Here is a 22,902-nt window from a genome sequence, read left to right on the forward strand (position 1 = left end):
GACAAGCCCCGACCTTATAGTCAGGGCTTTTTTATTGCGGCATTGTTGCTGGGATAACGTATTAATAAAGACGGCCACAATTACAACAGCTGGCTGATGTTCAGTTCTTCCATCAAGCGGTAGTTATCTGAATAATCAACCGGAATGGCGATGACGGCCGGGCCTTGAGTATCCATTGCCTGGTGTAATTTAACCGTTAACTCATCAGCAGATTCAACAGCAAAGCCTTTTGCACCAAAGGATTCTGCATACATTTTAAAATCTATCGGACCAAAACTGACACCAGATGAGCGGTGGTATTTCTTCTGCTCCTGAATTTCCACCATGTTGTAACCGTTATCCACCCAGATGATATGTAGTAGGTTACTTTTAAGCCGTACCGCAGTTTCTAACTCCATGCTGGATTGCATAAAACCCCCATCCCCAGAGACAGAAACTACTTTTTGCTGCGGATTTATCAGTGCAGCCGCAATGGCCCACGGCAGGGCGACGCCCATAGTCTGCTGGCCATTTGACATTAAAATTTGCCGGGCACGGAAGCTGTAGAGATAGCGGGCAATCCAAATATGGAAACTCCCCATATCGACACAGAGTGTTACGTCATTGTTGACAATATCCTGCATTGCCCGCACCAGTCGCAGTGGATGGATAGCGAAACCACTCATTTTATCCGCACGATTGGCCAGGTCGCGCCGTTGACGACAGCGATCTTCCAGTATTGCCTGTGTTTGAGAGGTTAAAATTATCGGGCCATGTATCTGCTGATTGAGTACTTCCAATGTGGCGGCGATATCACCCAATAGCTCTTTTTCGGGCTGATAAGCTACATCTATCTCAGCGGGTAAAATATCCAGATGTATCAATGTTGCCCGGCCGTTGTTCCATAACGCGGGATCATATTCCACCGGGCTATAACCGATAGTGATAATCAAATCAGCTTGTTGCAGTAGCTTATCGCCCGCCTGATTATTAAATAACCCTACCCGGCCAGCAAAATGGTCGAAATGCGCTTGGTCAACGACACCAGCGGCTTGATAGGTGCTAGTAACCGGTATTTTGCTGTGATGAAGCAAGCGCCGGATCGCTTGCGCATTGGCTGGTTGGCTCGCCATCAATCCCAGTAACAAGACGGGATTTTTAGCCTGATTAAGTAATTTAGCGACAGCAATAATTTCATTGAGTGGTGCGCTACCGCTTTGTGGGCAAACTCGATGAATTAGCGCCTGTCCGGTGATGGGTTTATTGAGAATATCTTGTGGCAGACTGACAAAGGCGGCGCCCTGTCTGCCAAACTCAGCGCTTCTGAAGGCATTACCCAGCACTTCGCAAAGTGCCGCAGAAGCTGTCACTTCGGCGCTAAATTTGGTTACTGGGCGGAAGATGCTCACGGTATCCAAACTTTGATGCGTTATTTTCAGGCTATCGGAGCGTTTAACTGCACCACCCAAGGCCACGACCGGATCCCCTTCGGAGGTCGCCGTAGAGAGGCCGGTAACCAGATTGGCACAACCCGGCCCGGAGGTCACCAGCGCGACACCGGCTTTACCGGTCAATCGGCCAACAGCAGCCGCCATAAAGGCGGCATTCGCTTCATGACGTACCACGATGGTGTTGATGCTGGAATCTTCCAGTGAATCAAATACCCGATCAATTTTAGCCCCCGGAATGCCAAATACCTGTTTCACACCTTGCTGCTCTAAATGATTAACCACCAGATCGGCACCGCTTTTCCAGGTCAGAATATTAGGTTCATTTATCATGATATGTTGTCCTTTTATATCCGTCATACTTCAAGCTGCATGTGCGTTGGCTACGCTCGTTACTCGGCCCGTCCATGGGCCACGCCTTTGCGAAGCCGCTGCAAACAGCGTTCAAATCGGTTCCAGACCGATTTGTCACCCGAATCACTTACTTATGTAAGCTCATCGGGACTCTCTCGTTTGCCGCCTTCCTGCAACTCGAATTATTTAGGATGTATGTCTTCGCTTTATACGGTGGATTAACTCTCTACGGCGCATATCATGCTGTTGAGATTCTGTGGGGAAAGATTTGCTGTAAGGAAATCAGGTTCCTGCGGCAGGTCGATAACCAATTTGGCGACAGTACCAAAGGTCAGAATGCCGTTTTCCAGTTGGTAATCCAGTACGTGGCCACCCCCGTTGCGATCATCGGTAATAAAATGTTCGTGATAGCCAGCAACATTAATACCTTGGGTATATTTGGGGCTGCGAAAACCAATGATCACGCCACTTTGATGTTCAAACTCGAAGGTGGGTTGTTCGGCGATAGCTTCAAGCATGGGTTTATAGGGACGTTGTTGGCGTGGCACTGTACGGGTTTCGACATGGCTGAACTTGCCATCAATACGGAGTGCGCAAAACAGATTGTCTGTTGCGGCAACATCGTTAATCACTTTGTGGAGCTGCTCCCGGCTCATTTTATGCTCGAATTGGCGTTTTTCAGTCGGTTGAAAAAAGGTCATTACTGCAAAGGGGGTTTTCTGCTGTGGTTGGGCTGAGCGGGCGCTGCCGTCGGATCGCAATTGATAAATTTTACTGTTTAATGCAACGAGTTCGCCATCAAGATTGTTAAATGTTCCTAATCCAAAATCGCCGTATTTCAATAACTCAGCCATCGTAACCTGGCCTTCATAAACTCCGCCAATCAATGCGCTCATCAGCGATGTCTGGTAAATGGCGCAATCGGGATGCTGTCCCTGATAGGTGATAAAGCTTTCAGTCACCTCTTGAGCACACGAGCAATGCGATGTCATTGATTCAGTCATATTCTTCTTCACTTTTTTGTAACATAAATTATATTTATATATAAGGTTGACGCCGAAAGAGCATAAGTACCAATATAGGAATCCCACTTTTTCGATATCAAAAATATATGGAATTACGTTATCTACGCTATTTTGTTGCAGTGGCTTCAGCTCGGCACTTCACCCGAGCAGCCGAAATGCTGGGTATTTCACAGCCCCCACTGAGCCAACAGATTCAAAAATTGGAGCAAGAAATAGGCACACCACTACTGCGCCGGTTGACGCGAGGGGTCGAATTGACCAATGCGGGGAAAGTGTTCTATGAGGATGCTTGTCATATATTGACGTTGACGGATGAAGCGATAAAACGGGTTAAAAGTATTGCACGGGGGGAAACGGGTAAACTGCGGGTAGGTTTTGCCAGCTCGACAGCATTTCAGCCCATCGTCTTACAATTGCTCCATGCTTATCGGGATAAATATCCGGAGGTGATATTGTCGCCCAGCGAAGAGACCATGCCGGTGTTAATGAATGATTTACGTAACAGACATATTGATGTGGCTTTTATTCGCCAACCCTGTGATGCCAGTAATGAATTCACCTGTAAGGTGCTGGTAGAGGAAGATATGCTGTTGGTACTGCCACATAATCATCCGCTGCACCGTTTACCACAAATCAATCTGCAAGCACTACAGCATGAAAAACTGATTATTTTCCCACGGGAAGTCGGCCCCGGATTATATGATGCTATTATGACAGCTTGCTATCGCGCAGGGTTTCAACCCGAGTTAGGGCAGCAATCGCCACAGATGGTCTCGGCGATTGGTATGGTTTCTGCCGGTTTTGGTTTTACTCTGGTACCCCGTTCGCTCACAACTATTCAGGCAAATAATGTCACTTATCATGAGATTGATGACAGCCTATTAAAAACCAAGATTACTTTGGCATGGCGGCGGCATGAACACTCCGCCGCAGTGCTTAATATGGTGAATATCATTACGCGTAAAAAGCTATCCGCAGGTTAGCTCTCACTTGCGGTGATAAACGGCAGTTTAATGATGATACGGGTGAATTTCTCAGCTTTATTTATTACGGTTAAACCGTATTCACTGCCATAACGCACTTTAATCCGCCGATCCACAAGGTTCATACCCAGCCCATCACCATTTGGCCGCGGTTGATATAATCCGGCATTATCTTCAACTTCCAGCACCAGAACATGGTCATCCAACTTGCCGTGCAAGGTGATACGACCATTGCTGAACATCTGCGAAATACCGTGTTTGATGGCATTTTCCACCACCGGTTGTAGCGAAAATGCCGGTAAACGCGCCTCCATCAACTCATCTGGTAATGAAATTTCAACACTCAGGCGATCGGCAAACCGCGCTTTTTCTATTTCCAGATAAGCATTCACATGTTCAATCTCATCACTCAGTGTAACCACATCATGACTGCGTTTAAGGTTTTTACGGAAAAATGTCGACAGAGACAGTACCAGTTTACGGGCATGGTCTGGATTGCGCCGGATCACCACCGACAGAGTATTGAGCGCATTAAACAGGAAATGCGGATTGACCTGCGCGTGAAGCAGTTTGATTTCGGATTGTGCCAACATCTGCTTTTGCTGCTCAAACTCACCGGCCAGAATTTGTGCCGATAGCAGGTGAGCAATGCCTTCACCCAATGTGCGGTTAATACTGGAGAATAGCTTACTTTTTGGCTCATACAGTTTGATGCTACCAATCACCCGATGCTCTTCTCCGCGCAACGGGATAACCAAGGTGGAACCTAGCTTACAGGTCGGTGAAATTGAACAGGTATAGGGCACGGCGTTGCCGTCGGCGTAGACCACCTGATTCAGCTCAATCGCCCGGTGGGTATGGTCGGAAGTAATGGCTCCTCCCACTTTATGATGGTCTGAACCAGTGCCAATAAACGCCAGCAGTTTCTCACGGTCAGTGATTGCTACCGCGCCCACACCCAGTTCTTCATACAAAATACGCGCTACTCGCATGCTGTTTTGCTGATCAAAACCGTGGCGTAATAACCCTTCTGTCCGCGCGGCAATTTGTAACGCTTTAGCTGAGAATGCGGTGGTGTATTTTTCGAAAATAGCACGCCGATCCAATAAGATACGCATAAACATCGCGGCACCGATGGTGTTAGTTATCATCATGGGCAAGGCAATGTTCTCAACCAATTCGACCGCTTCATGGAAGGGGCGCGCCACTGCCAGAATAATCAACATTTGCAGGACTTCGGCTACCAAGGTAATAGCGGCGACAACCAAAGGCTGGAATAACAGGTCAAGGCGATTTTTGCGGATCAGATAGCTATGGAGTAGCCCGCCTAATAACCCTTCGGTGATGGTAGATAACATACAGGCGGTGGCGGTCATTCCTCCCATAGAGTAGCGATGTAACCCCCCGGTCAGACCCACCAGAAAACCGACTGATGGCCCCCCTAGCACGCCACCCAATACGGCACCGATAGCGCGGGTATTGGCGATGGAGTCATCAATATGCAAACCAAAATAGGTTCCCATGATGCAAAACATGGAAAACGTGAGGTAGCACACCAGTTTATGGGGCAACCTAATGGTAACATGCATTAAGGGGATAAATAGCGGTGTTTTACTCAACAGATAAGCGATGACCAGATAGACACACATCTGTTGTAAAAGGGAAAAAATCAGTTCGATCTGGCTAACGCCCATGTTGGATGACCACTGTTATTACTAAGATTATTTATAGCTGCTGCTATTGTAGCCAGATTTCTCGACAGAGAAGTTAACCCGCACCTTGTTTCAACAAAAAAGCCCTATGGGGCTAAAAACCGTGTCAGCTTGTTGTTTTGCTCATTTCGTCTGGCGAGTATCACAGTTTCTTTGTGCGACTCATAACGGCATTTCCATCACATATGTGTTTCTTGCACAGCTTAATCTTCTTTTTTTTCACTTATTTGCGTGAGAAAAAATTTCATTAATCATAAGCCAATTTTTTTAGCTCTTATTGACTATGCTTATAGTTTGGGTGAGAAAAATCCTATTGCTAAGTGTGCAATCATAAAGACAGGTTGAGGCGTTAAGTCTATTTATTGACCTTGATCATGCCTAATACATTAAATGGATTGCATGATTAATATGCTGAATTTTAGTTGTGGGCCTAAAATTTTGCATAAAATCATGATGTTAATCAAAGGAAGAAGATATGCCAGTACTTCCCGACCGTCAGGTGATTAATCAGATTATTTCCGGCCATTATGCCGACCCTTTTTCCGTTTTGGGTATGCACCAAACTGAGCGGGGATTACAGGTATGTGCGTTGTTGCCGGATGCCAAAGAGGTATGGTTGGTTGAAGCAGAAACTCAGCGCAATGTCGTTCAACTTCAGAGTGAAGATCCGCGTGGTTTCTTCATTGCCAACATCCCCCAGCGTAAAAAACCTTTCCGTTATCAGTTAGCCGTTACGTGGCAAGAAAGCACACAAGTCATCGAAGATCCCTACCGATTCGGCACACTATTGCAGGATATCGATACCTGGTTATTAGCAGAAGGTACCCATCTACGCCCTTATGAACGCTTAGGGACGCATTTGATGAGTCTGGATAGGGTGCCGGGGGTCAGTTTTGCGGTTTGGGCACCGAATGCTCAACGTGTTTCTGTGGTGGGGGAATTTAATTTTTGGGATGGTCGTCGCCACCCAATGCGGTTACGGCGAGAAAATGGTATTTGGGAGCTATTTCTGCCCGGCGTGCAAGCGGGGCAGTTGTATAAGTTTGAGATAATAGATTGCCACGGTCAGGTGCGGTTAAAAGCGGATCCTTACGCCTTTAAAGCCCAGATGCGACCAGAAACAGCCTCATTGATCAGTCCGTTGCCCGACGTGGTCGAAAATACTCCCACCCGACAAAAAGCCAATGACTTGCGTTCACCTATTTCTATTTATGAAGTCCATCTTGGTTCGTGGCGACGCCATACCGACAATAACTTTTGGCTCAGTTATGGCGAATTAGCCGATCAATTGGTCGAATACGTCAAATATATGGGCTTTACCCATGTGGAATTGCTGCCGATTAATGAGCATCCGTTTGATGGTAGTTGGGGCTATCAACCGCTGGGATTGTACGCACCGACTCGCCGGTTCGGCACACCACAAGATTTCAAAGATTTTGTCGCCAAATTCCATGAGGCAGGAATTAACGTCATTCTTGACTGGGTTCCGGGTCATTTCCCTAGTGATGAGCATGGTTTATCGACGTTCGATGGAACAGCATTATATGAATATGCCGATCCGCGTGAAGGCTACCATCAGGACTGGAATACCCTGATTTATAACTATGGTCGCAATGAAGTTCGCAACTATTTAGCGGGGAATGCATTTTACTGGATGGAGCGTTTTGGCATTGATGCATTACGTATTGATGCTGTTGCTTCAATGATTTACCGCGATTACAGCCGTGCCGAAGGACAATGGGTGCCCAATTATTACGGTGGGCGCGAAAATCTCGAGGCGATTGCCTTCTTGCGTTACACCAACCATACCATCGGTGTTGAGCGCTCCGGCGGTGTCACTATGGCTGAGGAGTCTACTGACTTCCCAGGGGTGACATTACCTCCTGATGCGGGTGGATTGGGCTTTAACTACAAGTGGAATATGGGCTGGATGCATGACACGCTCAATTATCTGCAATGTGACCCTGTTCACCGCAAATATCACCATAATCTAATGACTTTCGGTATGTTATACGCCTATACCGAGAACTTTATTTTACCGATCTCTCACGATGAAGTGGTGCATGGCAAACGTTCAGTCCTTGATCGAATGCCCGGTGATGCATGGCAGAAATTCGCTAACTTGCGGGCCTACTATGGGTTTATGTGGGCGCATCCAGGCAAAAAATTGCTGTTTATGGGATGTGAATTCGCCCAAGGGCGTGAGTGGAATTTCGATACCAGTTTGGACTGGCATTTGCTGGATGACGAAAATGGTTGGCATAAGGGAGTGCAGCGCTGGGTTCGTGACCTTAACCATTGTTATCAGCAGCATGCGCCACTCTATGAGTTGGATTACCAACCGGCTGGTTTTGAGTGGTTGGTGGTGGATGATCATGAAAACTCGGTATTTGCTTTCCTGCGCCGTGACGCTGATGGTAACGAACTGATTGTTATTAGTAATTTTACGCCAGTCCCACGTTATAACTACCGCGTAGGCGTCCCACATAGCGGGCATTATCGTGAAGTGTTGAACTCCGATTCAGCATTTTATCGTGGCAGCAATATGGGTAATCAGGGCGGTATTCATAGCCATGAAGTAGGCAGCCATCATCACAATCATTCATTACTGCTAACTCTGCCACCGCTGTCGACCATTTATCTGGTGCGGGAGGGGTAGGATGACGACTCTGACGAGTGGCTCCCCGACGCCAATGGGTGCTCATTTTGATGGTGTCGGAATCAATTTCACGCTGTTTTCGGCCCATGCAGAGCAGGTTGAACTGTGCCTGTTTGATGATAATAACCAGGAATTGCGTATTCCGTTACCGGCCCGCAGTGGGGATATCTGGCATGGTTATCTTCCTGAAGGAAAACCTGGGCAGCGCTATGGTTACCGTGTTAGTGGGCCATTTAATCCGCAACAAGGCCATCGTTTTAATCCCAACAAGCTATTGATAGATCCTTGTACTCTCGCGCTAGATAGCAAAGTAGGTGATGACCCTAACTTACAGGGGGGGGTGAGTCAGCCCGACTCTCGCGACAGTTCAGCCGCCGTGCCTAAGTGTATTGTGGTCTATGAAGAATATGATTGGCAGGAGGATCGCCGACCGGCGATTCCTTGGGGTAATACTGTCATTTATGAAGCCCATGTGCGCGGCTTAACTCAATTGCATCCGGATATTCCGGCAGATCTACGTGGCACGTACGCCGGTTTGGCTCATCCAGTCATGATTCAATACCTGCAAAAGCTGGGTATAACGACGTTGGAGTTGCTGCCGGTGCAATTCCATGTTGATGAGCCACGCTTGCAGAAGATGGGGCTGAGTAATTATTGGGGTTACAACGTACTCGCTCCCTATGCAGTTGACTCGGATTATGCTTCTGGTCGTGAAGGGATTTCCCCACTGCAAGAGCTCCGTGATGCGGTTAAAGCGCTGCATAAAGCCGGTATTGAAGTGATTTTGGATGTGGTATTCAATCACAGTGCAGAGCTGGATGTGTTTGGTCCCACTCTGTGTCAGCGTGGGATCGATAATGCCAGCTACTACTGGCTCACCCCCGAGGGTGAATATGACAACATGACTGGTTGTGGCAATACATTGCGCCTTAGCCAACCTTGTGTGATGCAGTGGGTGGTTGATTGCCTGCGTTATTGGGTTGATAGCTGCCACATTGATGGTTTCCGCTTTGATTTAGGAACGGTTTTGGGGCGCTCACCGGCTTTCGACCAACATGCCCCTTTGTTTGCCGCACTGGCGGCTGATAAACAGCTTTGTAATTGCAAGATGATTGCAGAGCCTTGGGATATCGGCTTGGGGGGCTATCAATTGGGTAACTTTCCTGCCGGTTTTAGCGAATGGAATGACCAGTATCGCGATGCCATGCGCCGCTTCTGGTTACGCAACGATTTACCTTTGGGGCAATTCGCCCAGCATTTCGCAGCATCCAGCAATTTATTCAAACATCGGGAGCGTTTGCCTTCCGCCAGTATCAATCAAATTACCGCCCATGATGGTTTTACCCTGCAAGATTTGCTGTGCTTTAACCAAAAACATAACCAAATCAACGGAGAAGAGAACCGTGATGGCAGTGATAACAATCTGAGCAATAATTTTGGTAGTGAAGGTTTGGTGGCGGATGACGCTATCTGGCAACGGCGCAAAGCGTGCCAGCGCGCATTACTGACCACGTTGTTACTTTCACAGGGTACACCGATGCTGCTGGCTGGCGATGAGCACGGTCATAGTCAGCAAGGCAACAATAATGCGTATTGTCAGAACAACATTCTCACCTGGCTCGACTGGGGGAGCGCAGATCAAGAATTAACGGCATTTACTGCCGAACTTATTCGATTACGCCAGCAGATTCCGGCTCTGATTCAAGACTCATGGTGGGAAGACGGAGATGGCAATGTGCAATGGCTGGATAGTCAGGGGGAAGCGCTGAGTGATTGGGCTTGGGAGCAGGGCGATCAGAAACAACTTCAAATTCGGTTATCTCAGCGCTGGCTAGTGGTGATTAATGCCACTGATCAAGCATGTGAAATGCATTTACCTGCGGGGGAATGGGTGGTGATTCCTCCTTTTGAGCCGTCAGAGCATACGGAATCATTAACCGTATGGAATGGGTCTGCACATACCGTTTGCGTGCTCACACAGAAATTTTAAGGAGTCTTCATGGTTAAGTTCGAGAATAAAGACCCACTGATGTTAGCTCGATTATTACCGAATAAATCTGTCGCGTTGATTCTGGCGGGTGGCCGGGGTTCGCGGCTGAAAGATTTAACGGCGACCCGTGCTAAACCCGCAGTTCATTTTGGCGGCAAGTTTCGCATTATTGATTTTGCCCTTTCCAACTGTCTGAATTCGGGTATCCGGCGTATTGGCGTGATAACGCAATATCAGTCGCATAGCTTGGTTCAGCATATTCAACGTGGCTGGTCATTCCTCAATGAGGAAATGAACGAATTTGTCGATTTATTGCCCGCCCAACAGCGTCTAAGCACTGAGCAGTGGTACAAAGGTACCGCAGATGCGGTTTATCAGAATCTGGATATTATCCGCCGCTACAAAGCAGAACATATCGTCATTCTGGCGGGTGACCATATTTACAAAATGGATTACTCCCGCATGCTGCTCGACCACGCAGAGAAAGGCGCTGAGTGTACTGTGGCATGTATTCCGGTGCCGATTAAGGAAGGCACTGAGTTTGGTATCATGGAGGTGGATGACGATTACCAAATAACCGCTTTCTATGAAAAACCGGCTAAACCTCCTGCGATGCCGGGCCGCCCTGATATGGCTCTCGCCAGCATGGGTATCTACATTTTCAATGCTGATTATCTATTTAAATTATTGGAAGAAGATCAAAAGCTTCCCGGCTCCAGCCATGATTTTGGTAAAGATATCATTCCTAAATTGACTGAGCAAAGAGTGGCCTGGGCACATCCATTCGACCTTTCCTGTGTGACCTCTAATGCTGAGTTACCGCCTTACTGGCGTGACGTAGGAACGCTGGACGCCTACTGGCGCGCGAACCTCGATTTAGCATCGGTAACGCCAGAGCTGGATATGTATGACCGCGATTGGCCAATTCGGACACATATGGAGCCGCTGCCACCTGCCAAGTTTGTGCAGGACCGCTCTGGTAGCCACGGTATGACCATGAACTCGTTAGTCTCCGGTGGCTGTATTGTTTCCGGTTCGGTAGTCGTGCATTCGGTGCTATTCCCTCGAGTGCGAGTAAATTCATTTTGTACTATTGATTCCACATTGTTGCTACCGGATGTCAATGTGGGCCGTTCGTGCCGCCTGCGTCGCTGCATTATTGACCGAGCCTGCCAGATACCTGAGGGGACGGTTATTGGGGAAAACGCCGAAGAAGACAGCAAACGTTTTTATCGCTCTGAGGGCGGGGTGGTGTTAGTGACCCGTTCTATGCTGGCAAAGCTTAAAAGTGAATAGGAAAAATGATGCGGGTTCTACACGTATGTTCTGAGCTATTCCCGTTGTTAAAAACCGGGGGATTGGCTGACGTTGTTGGTGCCTTACCTGCCGCTCAAATTGCTGAGGGGGCCGATGTTAGGGTTATGCTGCCGGGGTTCCCTGACTTACGTCGTGGCATACCAGACACGGTTTTGGTCAGAGAGATTGATACCTTTGCTGGCCGTGTTTCATTACGTTATGGCCATTATCAGGGGATTGGTATTTACCTGATTGATGCACCGGGCCTCTATGATCGGGCAGGAAGCCCGTACCACGACCCATCTTTACATGCTTATGCAGATAACTATCGCCGTTTTGCATTACTGGGATGGATGGCTTGTGAACTGGCTTGTGGCCTGGATGGTTATTGGCGTCCAGAGGTGGTGCATGCCCATGATTGGCATGCCGGGCTAGCTTGTGCTTATCTCGCGGCACGGGGCCGCCCGGCACGTTCAGTATTTACCGTCCATAATTTGGCATATCAAGGGCTATTTTCGGGGCACCATTTGGCTGAAATACAGTTGCCAGCTGCATTTTTCCAAATGTATGGGCTGGAATTCTATGGCCAAATTTCCTATCTGAAAGCCGGGTTGTTCTTTGCTGACCATGTCACCACTGTTAGCCCGACCTATGCCAGGGAAATTACCCAACCTGCGTTCGGCTACGGCATGGAGGGTTTGCTACAAGAACGGGCCAGTCAGGGACGATTAACCGGAATCCTCAATGGTGTGGACAGTGATATCTGGGACCCACAAACGGATGTTTTACTCCATGCCCGCTATGATGCAGAAAACCTGCAAAAGAAAGCGATAAATAAAACACACCTGCAAACCACCATGGGGTTGGAGGTGACGGAGAAGAAACCTATTTTTGCCGTGGTCAGCAGGCTGACGGAGCAAAAAGGGTTAGATTTGGTGCTGGAAGCGTTGCTCGATTTACTGAAGTTAGGAGGGCAATTGGCTGTTCTGGGGGCGGGTGATGCCATTTTACAAGAGGCATTCCTGGCGGCTGCGGCAGACTATTCCGGTCAGGTTGGGGTGCAAATAGGCTATCACGAGGCATTTTCACACCGAATTATTGCCGGTGCGGATGTGATTCTGGTGCCTAGCCGTTTTGAACCTTGTGGGCTAACACAGTTGTATGGCTTGAAGTATGGCACCTTGCCACTGGTCCGGCATACGGGCGGGTTGGCAGATACCGTGGTGGATTGCGCGCTAGAAAATCTGGCAGACGGCAGTGCCTCGGGGTTTGTGTTTGATGAATGCGATGCACAAGCATTAGTGCGGGCGATTCGCCGTGCTTTTGTTCTGTGGAGCCGACCAAAACATTGGCGTCACGTCCAGCGCCACGCAATGGGATTGGACTTTGGTTGGCAAGTCGCCGCGGCAGACTATCTGTCACTTTATCGGCGTCTGTGATTTCTCGTTGCCGATTTGTTGTAATCAAAAATTGGGAAAACCGCTATGACATCACCGTTCAGTTATACCTCACCTGTTGTCAGTGTGGATGCGCTGAAACACTCCATTGCCTACAAACTGATGTTTATTGTGGGCAAAGATCCCTCTATTGCGACTCAGCACGATTGGCTGAATGCGACTTTATTTGCTGTGCGTGACCGTATGGTTGAACGCTGGCTGCGTTCTAATCGTGCACAATTATCACAAGACGTTCGACAGGTTTATTACTTGTCGATGGAGTTTCTCTTGGGGAGAACGCTTTCTAATGCACTGTTATCGATGGGGATATATGAAGATATCGAACAGGCTTTGGATGAAATGGGCCTCAATCTGTCTGAGCTGCTGCAAGAAGAGAATGACCCTGGTTTAGGTAATGGTGGCTTAGGGCGTCTGGCGGCCTGTTTTCTGGATTCACTGGCGACATTAGCACTTCCCGGTCGCGGTTACGGCATTCGCTACGAATATGGCATGTTTAGCCAGAAAATCGTCAATGGCCAGCAGATGGAGTCGCCGGATAACTGGCTGGAATATGGTAATGCCTGGGAGTTTCCACGGCACAATACCCGCTATAAAGTGCGGTTTGGTGGCCGTATTCAGCAGGAAGGCAGCAAAACTCGCTGGCTGGAAACGGAAGAAATTCTTGCCTGTGCCTATGATCAAATCATTCCTGGTTTTGATACAGATGCGACTAATACTCTGCGCTTATGGTCCGCACAGGCCAGTAATGAGATCAATCTGGGTAAATTCAATCAGGGTGATTACTTCGCAGCGGTAGAAGATAAAAACCATTCAGAAAACGTATCCCGGGTGCTTTATCCCGATGACTCGACCTACTCCGGGCGCGAATTGCGCTTGCGGCAAGAGTACTTTTTAGTTTCCGCCACGGTGCAGGATATTCTTAATCGTCATTGGGCGATGCACCAAACATTCGATAATTTGGCTGATAAGATTGCTATTCACTTGAATGATACCCATCCGGTGCTTTCTATCCCTGAAATGATGCGCCTGCTGATTGATGAGCATAAATTTAGCTGGATGGATGCCTGGGATGTGGTGCAGCAAGTATTCTCTTACACTAACCACACCCTGATGAGCGAAGCACTGGAAACCTGGCCTATCGACATGATTGGCAAAATTCTGCCGCGCCATCTGCAAATCATTTTTGATATCAATGATCATTTCCTCAAACTGGTGCAGGAACAGTATCCGGACGAACCCGATTTGTTGCCACGAGTATCGATTATTGATGAAAATGATGGTCGACGAGTACGTATGGCTTGGCTTGCGGTGATCGCCAGCCATAAAGTGAATGGCGTTTCGGCGCTACATTCAGAATTGATGGTGCAATCGCTGTTTGCTGATTTTGCCCGTATCTTCCCAAACCGCTTCTGTAATAAAACCAATGGGGTTACGCCACGGCGCTGGCTGGGGTTAGCTAACCGGCCATTGGCCGCAGTATTGGATGACAGTATCGGTCATAACTGGCGTACAGATTTGAGTCAACTCAGTGAGCTGAAAAACAATATTGATTACGTGAGCTTCTTGAAGGCGGTGCAAAAAGCCAAGCTGGAGAACAAAAAGCAGCTGGCTATCTATATTGCGCAAAAGCTGAATATTGTGGTGAATCCGGCGGCGCTGTTTGATGTACAAATCAAGCGTATTCATGAGTACAAACGACAACTGTTGAATGTTCTGCATGTGATAACCCGCTATAACCGCATTCTTGAAGCACCAGATGAGAAGTGGGTACCGCGAGTGGTGATGTTTGCCGGTAAAGCTGCGTCGGCTTATTACAATGCGAAACAAATTATTCGTTTGATCAATGATGTAGCCAAGGTGATCAATAACGATCCGCGCATTAATAACCTGCTAAAAGTGGTATTCATTCCGAACTACAGTGTCAGTCTGGCACAGTTGATTATCCCAGCAGCTGATCTTTCCGAACAGATCTCGCTGGCGGGTACCGAGGCGTCAGGAACCAGTAACATGAAATTTGCGCTGAATGGGGCGCTAACGATTGGCACGTTGGATGGGGCAAATGTCGAGATTCGCGAACATGTCGGTGAGGATAATATCTTTATCTTTGGTAATACTACCGAGCAGGTTGAGGCTCTACGTAAGAGCGGTTATAACCCACGGAAATATTATGACGAAGATCCGGAGCTGCATTTAGTATTGACGCAAATTGCTACCGGAGCTTTCAGCCCGGAAGAGCCTCATCGATACACCAGCCTGTTTGATTCGCTGGTTAATCTGGGTGACCACTATCAATTGCTGGCAGATTATCGCAGTTATGTGGATACCCAAGAGCAAGTCGATACGCTCTATCGCCATCCTGATGAATGGACACGTAAAACCATACTCAATATTGCTAATATGGGCTATTTCTCTTCGGATCGGACTATTCAAGAGTATGCCGATGATATTTGGCATATTAAGCCGATAAGGCTTTAAACATTCGGCGAGTTAATAACAAAAACCCTCTTCAACAGTAAACTGTGAAGAGGGTTTTTTTAACAGATAGATGACGGGTATTTGTTATCAGGAGACCAAGGAAAGAGTCTGTTGTTTCTCAGCTTGCGCTTCTGCCAGCCACTGAGAAATCCGTTGTTTTTGCGCTTCGTCTAGCATCATGCCTAACTTGGTTCGACGCCAGATGGCATCATCGAGTTCAACAACCCACTCTTTTTCAACCAAATAGCGTAATTCTGCTTCATACAGACCGTAGCCGAAGTGTTCGCCCAAGCTTTCGATGCTGGTGGCATCAGCCAAAATTAGCTCGCTATGACTGCCATAAGTACGGGTATAGCGGCGCGCCAGCCCTTCAGGTAACCAGTTATAGCGATGGCGCAGTTGTACCGTGTAGTTATCACGATTGCCGCCAATATCCCCGCCCGGTAACGAGCCGGTTTTCGTCCATGCAGGGCCGACATTGGTATAATAGCCGGACAGTTTTTCCAGCGCATGTTCTGCCAGTTTCCGATAGGTGGTCAGTTTGCCACCAAATACTGACAGTAGCGGTGCTTTGCCGTCTTCATCGGCGACATCCAGTGTGTAATCACGGGTAACCGCTTGCGGTGAATCTGATTCATCATCACACAGCGGACGAACGCCAGAGTATGTCCAGACGATATCATCTCGGCCCAGTTGCTTTTTAAAGTGGTCGTTATACACCTTCAGCAGGTAATCAATTTCCTGGTCGTCGATCTTCACATCTTTCGGATCGCCGTGGTATTCGACGTCTGTGGTACCGATGATGGAATATTCATCCAACCAAGGAATAACGAAGACAATACGGTGGTCTTCGTTTTGCAGAATATAAGCTTGTGGTTGGTTATGAACTCGTGGCACCACAATATGGCTACCTTTGATCAGGCGGATACCATAAGGTGATTTCAGTTTCAGACCCTCATCGAAGAACTGTTTAACCCACGGGCCGGTAGCATTGACTAACCCTTTGGCGCGCCAGGTAAAGGTTTTGCCGGTGTTGGCATCGACAGCTTCCACCATCCATAGGCCTTGTTCACGCCAGGCGCGAGTCACTTTGGTGCGAGTACGCACTTCGCCGCCACGTTCGACCACCTCCTGAGCATTCAGCACTACCAGGCGGGCATCATCTACCCAGCAGTCAGAATATTCGAAACCGCGCACTAACTCGGGCTTCAACACTGATTCGGGGCCAAAACGTAGCCCTTTACTGGCAGGCAGGCTGGTACGTTTGCCCAAATGATCGTACAAGAATAAGCCGGTACGAATCATCCACGCCGGACGTAGATGGGGCTGATGTGGCAGGCGAAAGCGCATTGGGAAAGCGATATGAGGAGCCAGTTTCAGCAAAACCTCACGTTCGGCCAATGCTTCACTGACCAACCGGAATTCATAGTGTTCCAGGTAACGTAAGCCGCCGTGGATAAGTTTGGAGCTGGCAGAAGATGTAGCACAGGCCAAATCTTGTGCTTCCAGCAGCAGAACGGACAGGCCACGCCCTGCAGCGTCCGCAGCGATACCGGCACCATTAATGCCGCCACCGATCACGATCAAGTCTTTGGTTTCCATGCTTACTTCCTCCGGATGTTCGAAATAGCTCTTTAATGTTCGTTTTCGCTCATGATTGTAATCAAAAACCAACAAACAAGCCAAGACTTAACCAAAAAAAAAACATTTATGCGTGATGGAGGTAACGGTTTTGTTATTGATATGTAGTGGGGAGGGCGGTTTGGATTTGGATTTGGTGAATAGGTTTGGTTCGGTTGTTAGAACAGATTGGATTAGGTTTCGGTTGATATTTGTTCGGTTACCATCTCACCTCTGTGGCCTCAATCGAGCAGGAGGGCAGGCCGGCCCTCCTGCACCTGCGGCTTGCGCGAAATATTACTGCTATTCGCAGTCCCCTCCGGCAGCCGTTGGCCTTATCGAGCCAGCGCGATTCGCTCCTGCTCAAGCGCGCTTTTCGCCGCCGTCCATGGCAGCTCACTCGGGCCATCGTCTTTGTCGGTAATATCCCTAATTGCGCTCAAGGTCAAAAGAGAAAGTCAAAACCCTGCCTTTAGATTTTGATGTTAAAAGCACATTTGAGCAGCCGAGTGAAGAGTGTAGCAAGGGAAATCCGCCATGGACGGCGGATTTAGGCGTCATGAGCAGGGACGCGAATAAAGCCGTCCCGCCAGCGAAATGATGAGTGAGGGCACCCACGCAGTGGGCTAGCGATACGTGCGAAAGCGCGGGATTCCACAAGGGGGCCGCCGCCCCCTTTGGCGGTTGGTTCATCGGAGGTTAAGTGAGCCGTGAAGTTCTGACAACCGAACTGGAGCATCAACCGAAACCTGGTCCGATCTACTCTTGATTTCTGAAGTTCTGACAACCGAATCAAATCACTGAACTGCATCACCAAAACAAACGGTTAACACAACTCCAGTTGGACTTCATGCTGTTCAATAATCTTCATCACACTGGCCGGGGGCATCTGATCGGTAAACAAATAATCAATCAGATTCATATTTCCCAGATTCACCATCGCATTACGGCCAAACTTGGAATGGTCAGTCACCAGCATCACGCAACGGGAGTTTTCGATAATCGCCCGCTTGGTACGCACTTCATGGTAATCAAATTCCAACAAGGAACCATCCATATCAATGCCGCTAATACCGAGGATACCGTAATCAAGGCGGAACTGAGAAATGAAGTCCAATGTGGCTTCACCAATAATTCCACCATCACGGGTACGCACTTCGCCGCCCGCCAGAATCAGACGGAAATCCTCTTTAGCGGTCAGCAATGTAGCTACGTTGAGATTGTTGGTGACCACGCGCAGACCTTTATGATTCATCAAAGCGTGAGCGACCGCCTCCGGTGTGGTGCCGATATCAATAAACAGGGTCGCGCCATCGGGGATCTGGCTGGCAACACGCTGGGCAATACGCGCCTTCTCTTCCGACCACATCACTTTACGGTCGTTATAAGCCGCATTGACTGAGCTGGAGGGTAACGCCGCACCGCCATGATGCCGGTGAATCTTGTTTTGATCCGCCAAATCATTCAAATCGCGTCGGATAGTTTGCGGGCTAACAGCAAAATGTTCCACTAGCTCTTCAGTACTGACGTAGCCCTGTTGGCGAACCAATTCAATAATCGCATCATGCCGCTGCGTTTGCTTCACGATAATCCCCTAATGTGCCTGGTTGCTCCAGACAGTTATTGTGTGGTTTTTGCGCTGTTGCGCGTATCCCAAAATGCCATCAGTAACCCAATAATCAAGCCTGAAACATGCGCTGCATTGGCAATCGACAACCCTAAAATATCGAAATATCCAGCAACCAACCAGAGAACCGAGAAAACCATCAAACCACGCGGCAGCGAGATACCCCGCTCCGGTGCGCGTTCACCGGTCAGCCAGACATAGCCCATCAGGGCATAAACCACACCAGAAAGGCCGCCAAAATTCACACCGCTAAACAGCGATTGTCCCCAGCCACTGAATAAGGCTGAAACAATAGTTAATACCAGCAATTTGCCGGTGCCAAGCCGTTTTTCCATCTGTCCGGCCAGATACCACCACCACATAAGGTTAAACAGGATATGCAGCAGCGAAAAATGTAAAAAAGCATGGCTCACCCAACGCCAGATTTGCAGATATTGGCTGTTATCGCGCGGCCATGCCAGCCAGGACATCACTGCGGCATCACCGACGATTTGCATCAAAATATAAATGGCGATACACAGCACCATGACACTCAGTGTCAGTGGCCCGGCCTGGCTGCGCAGAGTTTGGAGATAAGAAAAACGTTGATAAGGCAGGTTAGAATGCAGATTGCCCGATTGCCAACTGGCGGCTTGATAGCGCGGATTGAGAGGATCGAGTAAAAACTGTTCCAACTCATGCTGTACCAAGGGTAATTGCTCATCATCGGCAAGCCAAATCTCCGCACCCTGAGCATCCGGCTTTACTTCCAGTACCACATTACGAGTGGCCATATAATCAACGAAGGCCTGTGCCAAACGGAGATTAGATATTGCTATCACACGAACCATATTTATACCCTTCATATTTCAAGTTGCAGCTGTGTTGGCTGCTCTCGCTCACCCGAATCACTGACTTGAGTCAGCTCATCGGGATTTTCTCCCTTGCCGCTTTCCTGCCTCTTGAAATCTATTGGGTATCACGAGATTTTAATCAAAGTGCTTAAAAATATCACAATCGGGTGAGTATTAGCTAACTGACCTGTACGACGTCTTGCGGATAGCTTCTTGCCCATGCTTCAAAACCACCATCAATGCTGTAAACCGCCTCAAAACCTTGCTGGAGCAGATACTGCGCGGCACCTTTACTGCTATTGCCGTGATAGCACATCACCATCACCGGTTGTTCAAAATCAGTCTGTTGCATAAAAGTATGCAAGCTGCTGTTGGTCAGATGAAACGCCTCAGGTGCATGGCCTGCTTCAAAACTTTGTGGATCGCGGATATCAACTAAAACTGCTTGGTGTTCTTTTAGGCGGTTATAGGCCTGCTCAATACTGATTGTTTCAAACTGTTCCATATTGCTGATGACCTTTATCGCGATTGACAATTTAAGTGCGAGATTGTAATCAATTTTTCATCAATAAAGACCAGTCAAATAGAATGGTTATTGGCTGCCTTACCTCGTCAGAGAGATAAATATTAATTTAACCCACTGATATTTAATTTAAATAATACGGTTTATTAAACATACCCCATCATCTGTAATAGCCGCTGCGCTTGCTGCACCGCATCTTGCCGGTGAGCAACCCCTAATTTTTGATACAAATTACGAATATGGGTTTTAATGGTGGTGGCTGCGACATCTAACTCGCTGGCTATCTGGTCGTTGCTGTAACCGGAGTAAATCAGCCCCAATACCTGCCATTCCCTCTGGGTTAGCGGACTGGTGCGGATCAGTTCTGGCACTTGTGGGTGAGTTAGCAGCTTATCGACGAAGATCTCATCGAAATGAGCAAACTTATGCCGATGATGCTGATTAATGTCTTTCAGAATGCGCTGGGCACGATGCTGCTCTAACTCGGGTAACGCATTGAGTTGGATCAGTTGGCGTAGCTGTTGCGCCATCGCTTCACCTTCAATCACAAAATGGCTGATAAAACCGGTGCGGTTGGCGAGTGACAGTGATTCAATCAGCGCTTTTTGTGCCTCGCTTCTCCGTTCGGTTTGCCAGTAAAGAATATTACTTAACAATAGGTTACGGTTAAGATCACTGGTAAGACGCAAGCGGCGGGCATTCTCATTGAGTTCATCCAGCACCACTTCCGCTTCATTAAAACGGCCCAACATAATCTGTATCCGTGCAATATTGCGCCACTGACCCTGCAAAAAGTGGTTATCCGCCATGCCCGGTTTTTCGGCCTGACGCAGCCAATTTGCCGCTGCGGCTTTGTCGCCAGTCATTTGCCAGTGAATAACCCGTGGCTTATCAGCATTGGTAATCCAATCAAGATGATACTGGCTACCATGTTGCAGTACCTCGCAGCGCTGAATATACATGTTGGCGTTATCCAAATCACCACGCGCTAATGAGCATTTTGCCAACATCGCCAGACACTGTAATTGCTGCTGTGGTTGGTAATTCACCAGAATTTCAATACCTTTACGTGCCGCTTCTTCGGCTTCGTCTAGCCGTGACCACGACCACAATATCTGAGAGCGAATGCGCAACAGGAATTCATGCATCGGCAGTTGTTCAAGATGCTGCTCATGAATTAAATCAAAAGCTTTATCTTGTGTTTCATAAGCTGCTTGCAGGAACCCTTGCGCGATCAGAATTTCACTTTGCTGCAATAATGCCCATAAAGCATAGTGATAGGCTTCGTGGCGGCGTGCCATTTGCTCGGTTTGCTGCATCATCGGCAGCGCGCGGCTCAGCTCCCCTTTGCAGTGATGCACTTCCCCGGTGACCGAGGTAGCGACAATACGGCTGTAAAAGTTCGCCATTGGCAGATATTTCAGTGCCTCTGTTGCCAGCTTTTCGGCTTCTTCCGGTTTGCCGGCATTGATGGCCACCTGAGCACGTAAAGCATCGAATTCAGCTCGCAAAATCTCATCAATAGGAATTTTACGTTCCTGCATTGCCGATTCGGCGCGCTCAAGCAAGGTGTTAACTTCACCGTAGCGATGCTGGCTTTGCGCCAGCCAGGCCTGTAACAGTGCCAGTTCAGGATTTTGTACCAACAAAGAATAGGGTAGCGCGACCAGACATTGTTCCAGCAGGGCTAACTCACTGTGGTTAAACAGCGTCCAAGCGTGTTGTAACAAGATATCGCGCAGCATACCGACATCACCTGCCGCCAATGCATGGTGAATAGCCTCCGCCGGATAGCCCAGCGCCATCCAACCTTCAGCCGCTGCATGATGTAACTCTGGTAACTCTAACGCCAGTTCCCACTGGCAGCGCTGGCGCAGGAAAGTGGCGAACAAAGGATGGAAACAGAACCATTCGCCGCTATCATCCATGCGATGAATAAATAGGCCCTGGCGCTCCAACTCTTCCAGCCGTTGCTGGCCGTTATCTTCACCGGTCAGGCGCACAATCAGGGCATCATTCATCGAGCGCAAAACCGAACAACGCAACAGGAAAGCGCGTGCATTGCTATCGACCTGATCCAGCACTTCATCGACCAGATAATCTGACAAATGACTGGCATTTAGACCTGCCAGTCGTTTTGCTGATTTTTGTGCGGAGGAATTGGGCTGGCGAGATGATAACGCGATCAATTGCAGCGCCGTCGCCCAGCCTTCAACTTCATCACACAGGCGGCTGCTGTCACCTTGTTCCAGCGGCACGGAGAGGCGGCAATCGAAGAATTGCTGTGCTTCCTGATGGTTAAATGCCAGCTGTTGCATCCCTAATTCCAACAACTGGTCGCTAACCCGCAAGTTGGCAATCCCCAGTGGCGGCAAAGTACGCGAGAGCATAATCAATGTCAGATTTTCTGGCTGATGGCGCAGGAAAAAGCGCATAGCTTCATGAATAGCATCATTGGTAATCAGATGATAATCATCAATAACCAGGAACAGCGGGCCATCCCACTCGGACAGCTCGATAAATAATTGTGCGAACAACGCCGAGAGGCTGGCATATTGATGCTTTTGGCTTATAGCCTCACTTTTGCTGCAATGGCCTCTGGTCGCCAATTGGATCGCTGCCACCAAATAGGTCGCAAATCTCTCTGGTTGATTGTCACTTTCATCAAGAGAATACCAGCCGAGATTAGCTTGATCGGCTGCCCACTGAGCGATCAACGTCGTTTTACCATACCCCGCAGGGCAATTGATTAAGGTCAGACGGTAATTTACAACACCTGATAACTTGACTAACAAGCGATCACGTATCACGGTATTTTGCAGCCGTACCGGGCGGCTCAGTTTTGATGGGATCAGCATGCTATGTCCGGTTTCAAAGAGATCCGGTGAGAAGACGTCCTGGCGATTGATATATCCATTTGT

Annotated in this window: 14 protein-coding genes; 6 read left to right on the plus strand and 8 right to left on the minus strand. The window is 48.5% G+C overall.

Annotation, left to right across the window (positions count from 1 at the left end):
- Positions 1-80 precede the first annotated feature (80 nt).
- Both alsS and budA read right to left on the minus strand, forming a co-directional pair.
- Positions 81-1,760 (minus strand): acetolactate synthase AlsS, encoded by a 1,680-nt coding sequence (gene alsS / locus ACF3VQ_RS00790; protein WP_392433018.1) that lies wholly within the window; start codon positions 1,758-1,760, stop codon positions 81-83.
- 239 nt (positions 1,761-1,999) lie between these two features.
- Positions 2,000-2,785 carry an acetolactate decarboxylase gene (gene budA / locus ACF3VQ_RS00795; protein ID WP_392433019.1) on the minus strand — a complete coding sequence of 262 codons (786 nt, stop codon included), beginning with the start codon at positions 2,783-2,785 and terminating at the stop codon, positions 2,000-2,002.
- Between the two features lie 107 nt (positions 2,786-2,892).
- Between budA and ACF3VQ_RS00800 the strand changes: the two genes are divergently transcribed.
- Positions 2,893-3,789, plus strand: a complete 897-nt coding sequence (locus ACF3VQ_RS00800; protein WP_392433020.1) for a LysR family transcriptional regulator — start codon at positions 2,893-2,895, stop codon at positions 3,787-3,789.
- Here the strand turns inward: ACF3VQ_RS00800 and ACF3VQ_RS00805 are convergent.
- A complete protein-coding gene (locus ACF3VQ_RS00805; protein ID WP_392433021.1) occupies positions 3,786-5,483 on the minus strand; it encodes a LytS/YhcK type 5TM receptor domain-containing protein in 1,698 nt (565 codons plus the stop codon). The genes ACF3VQ_RS00800 and ACF3VQ_RS00805 overlap by 4 nt on opposite strands.
- A 493-nt stretch (positions 5,484-5,976) precedes the next feature.
- Here ACF3VQ_RS00805 and glgB point away from each other — a divergent pair, with 493 nt between their 5' ends.
- The 5 genes from glgB to glgP are packed head-to-tail and all read left to right on the plus strand — an operon-like array spanning position 5,977 to position 15,378.
- A complete protein-coding gene (glgB, locus tag ACF3VQ_RS00810; RefSeq protein ID WP_392433022.1) occupies positions 5,977-8,160 on the plus strand; it encodes a 1,4-alpha-glucan branching protein GlgB in 2,184 nt (727 codons plus the stop codon).
- 1 nt (position 8,161) lies between these two features.
- Positions 8,162-10,150 carry a glycogen debranching protein GlgX gene (gene glgX, locus ACF3VQ_RS00815; RefSeq protein ID WP_392433023.1) on the plus strand — a complete coding sequence of 663 codons (1,989 nt, stop codon included), beginning with the start codon at positions 8,162-8,164 and terminating at the stop codon, positions 10,148-10,150.
- A 9-nt stretch (positions 10,151-10,159) separates the two neighbouring features.
- On the plus strand, positions 10,160-11,446 hold the full coding sequence (glgC, locus tag ACF3VQ_RS00820; protein ID WP_392433024.1) for a glucose-1-phosphate adenylyltransferase: 1,287 nt from the start codon (positions 10,160-10,162) through the stop codon (positions 11,444-11,446).
- Positions 11,447-11,454: 8 nt separating this feature from the next.
- A complete protein-coding gene (glgA, locus tag ACF3VQ_RS00825) occupies positions 11,455-12,885 on the plus strand; it encodes a glycogen synthase GlgA (protein ID WP_392435764.1) in 1,431 nt (476 codons plus the stop codon).
- A gap of 45 nt (positions 12,886-12,930) precedes the next feature.
- Positions 12,931-15,378, plus strand: a complete 2,448-nt coding sequence (gene glgP / locus ACF3VQ_RS00830) for a glycogen phosphorylase (RefSeq protein WP_392433025.1) — start codon at positions 12,931-12,933, stop codon at positions 15,376-15,378.
- Positions 15,379-15,465: 87 nt separating this feature from the next.
- Here the strand turns inward: glgP and glpD are convergent, their stop codons facing one another.
- The 5 genes from glpD to malT form a co-directional block, all read right to left on the minus strand.
- Positions 15,466-16,980, minus strand: a complete 1,515-nt coding sequence (gene glpD / locus ACF3VQ_RS00835) for a glycerol-3-phosphate dehydrogenase (protein ID WP_392433026.1) — start codon at positions 16,978-16,980, stop codon at positions 15,466-15,468.
- Between the two features lie 844 nt (positions 16,981-17,824).
- A complete protein-coding gene (locus ACF3VQ_RS00840; protein ID WP_005157500.1) occupies positions 17,825-18,583 on the minus strand; it encodes a DeoR/GlpR family transcriptional regulator in 759 nt (252 codons plus the stop codon).
- A gap of 35 nt (positions 18,584-18,618) precedes the next feature.
- Entirely contained in the window at positions 18,619-19,455 is an 837-nt protein-coding gene (gene glpG / locus ACF3VQ_RS00845; RefSeq protein WP_392433027.1) for a rhomboid family intramembrane serine protease GlpG, read from the minus strand.
- Positions 19,456-19,636: 181 nt separating this feature from the next.
- Positions 19,637-19,963, minus strand: a complete 327-nt coding sequence (gene glpE, locus ACF3VQ_RS00850) for a thiosulfate sulfurtransferase GlpE (protein WP_392433028.1) — start codon at positions 19,961-19,963, stop codon at positions 19,637-19,639.
- A gap of 164 nt (positions 19,964-20,127) precedes the next feature.
- The gene (gene malT / locus ACF3VQ_RS00855) at positions 20,128-22,839 is read right to left on the minus strand and encodes an HTH-type transcriptional regulator MalT (protein ID WP_392433029.1); all 2,712 of its coding nucleotides are present in this window, start codon (positions 22,837-22,839) and stop codon (positions 20,128-20,130) included.
- Positions 22,840-22,902 lie beyond the last annotated feature (63 nt).

This window comes from Yersinia fenwicki (genome assembly GCF_043099325.1).
In the GTDB taxonomy this organism is placed as follows: Bacteria; Pseudomonadota; Gammaproteobacteria; order Enterobacterales; family Enterobacteriaceae; genus Yersinia.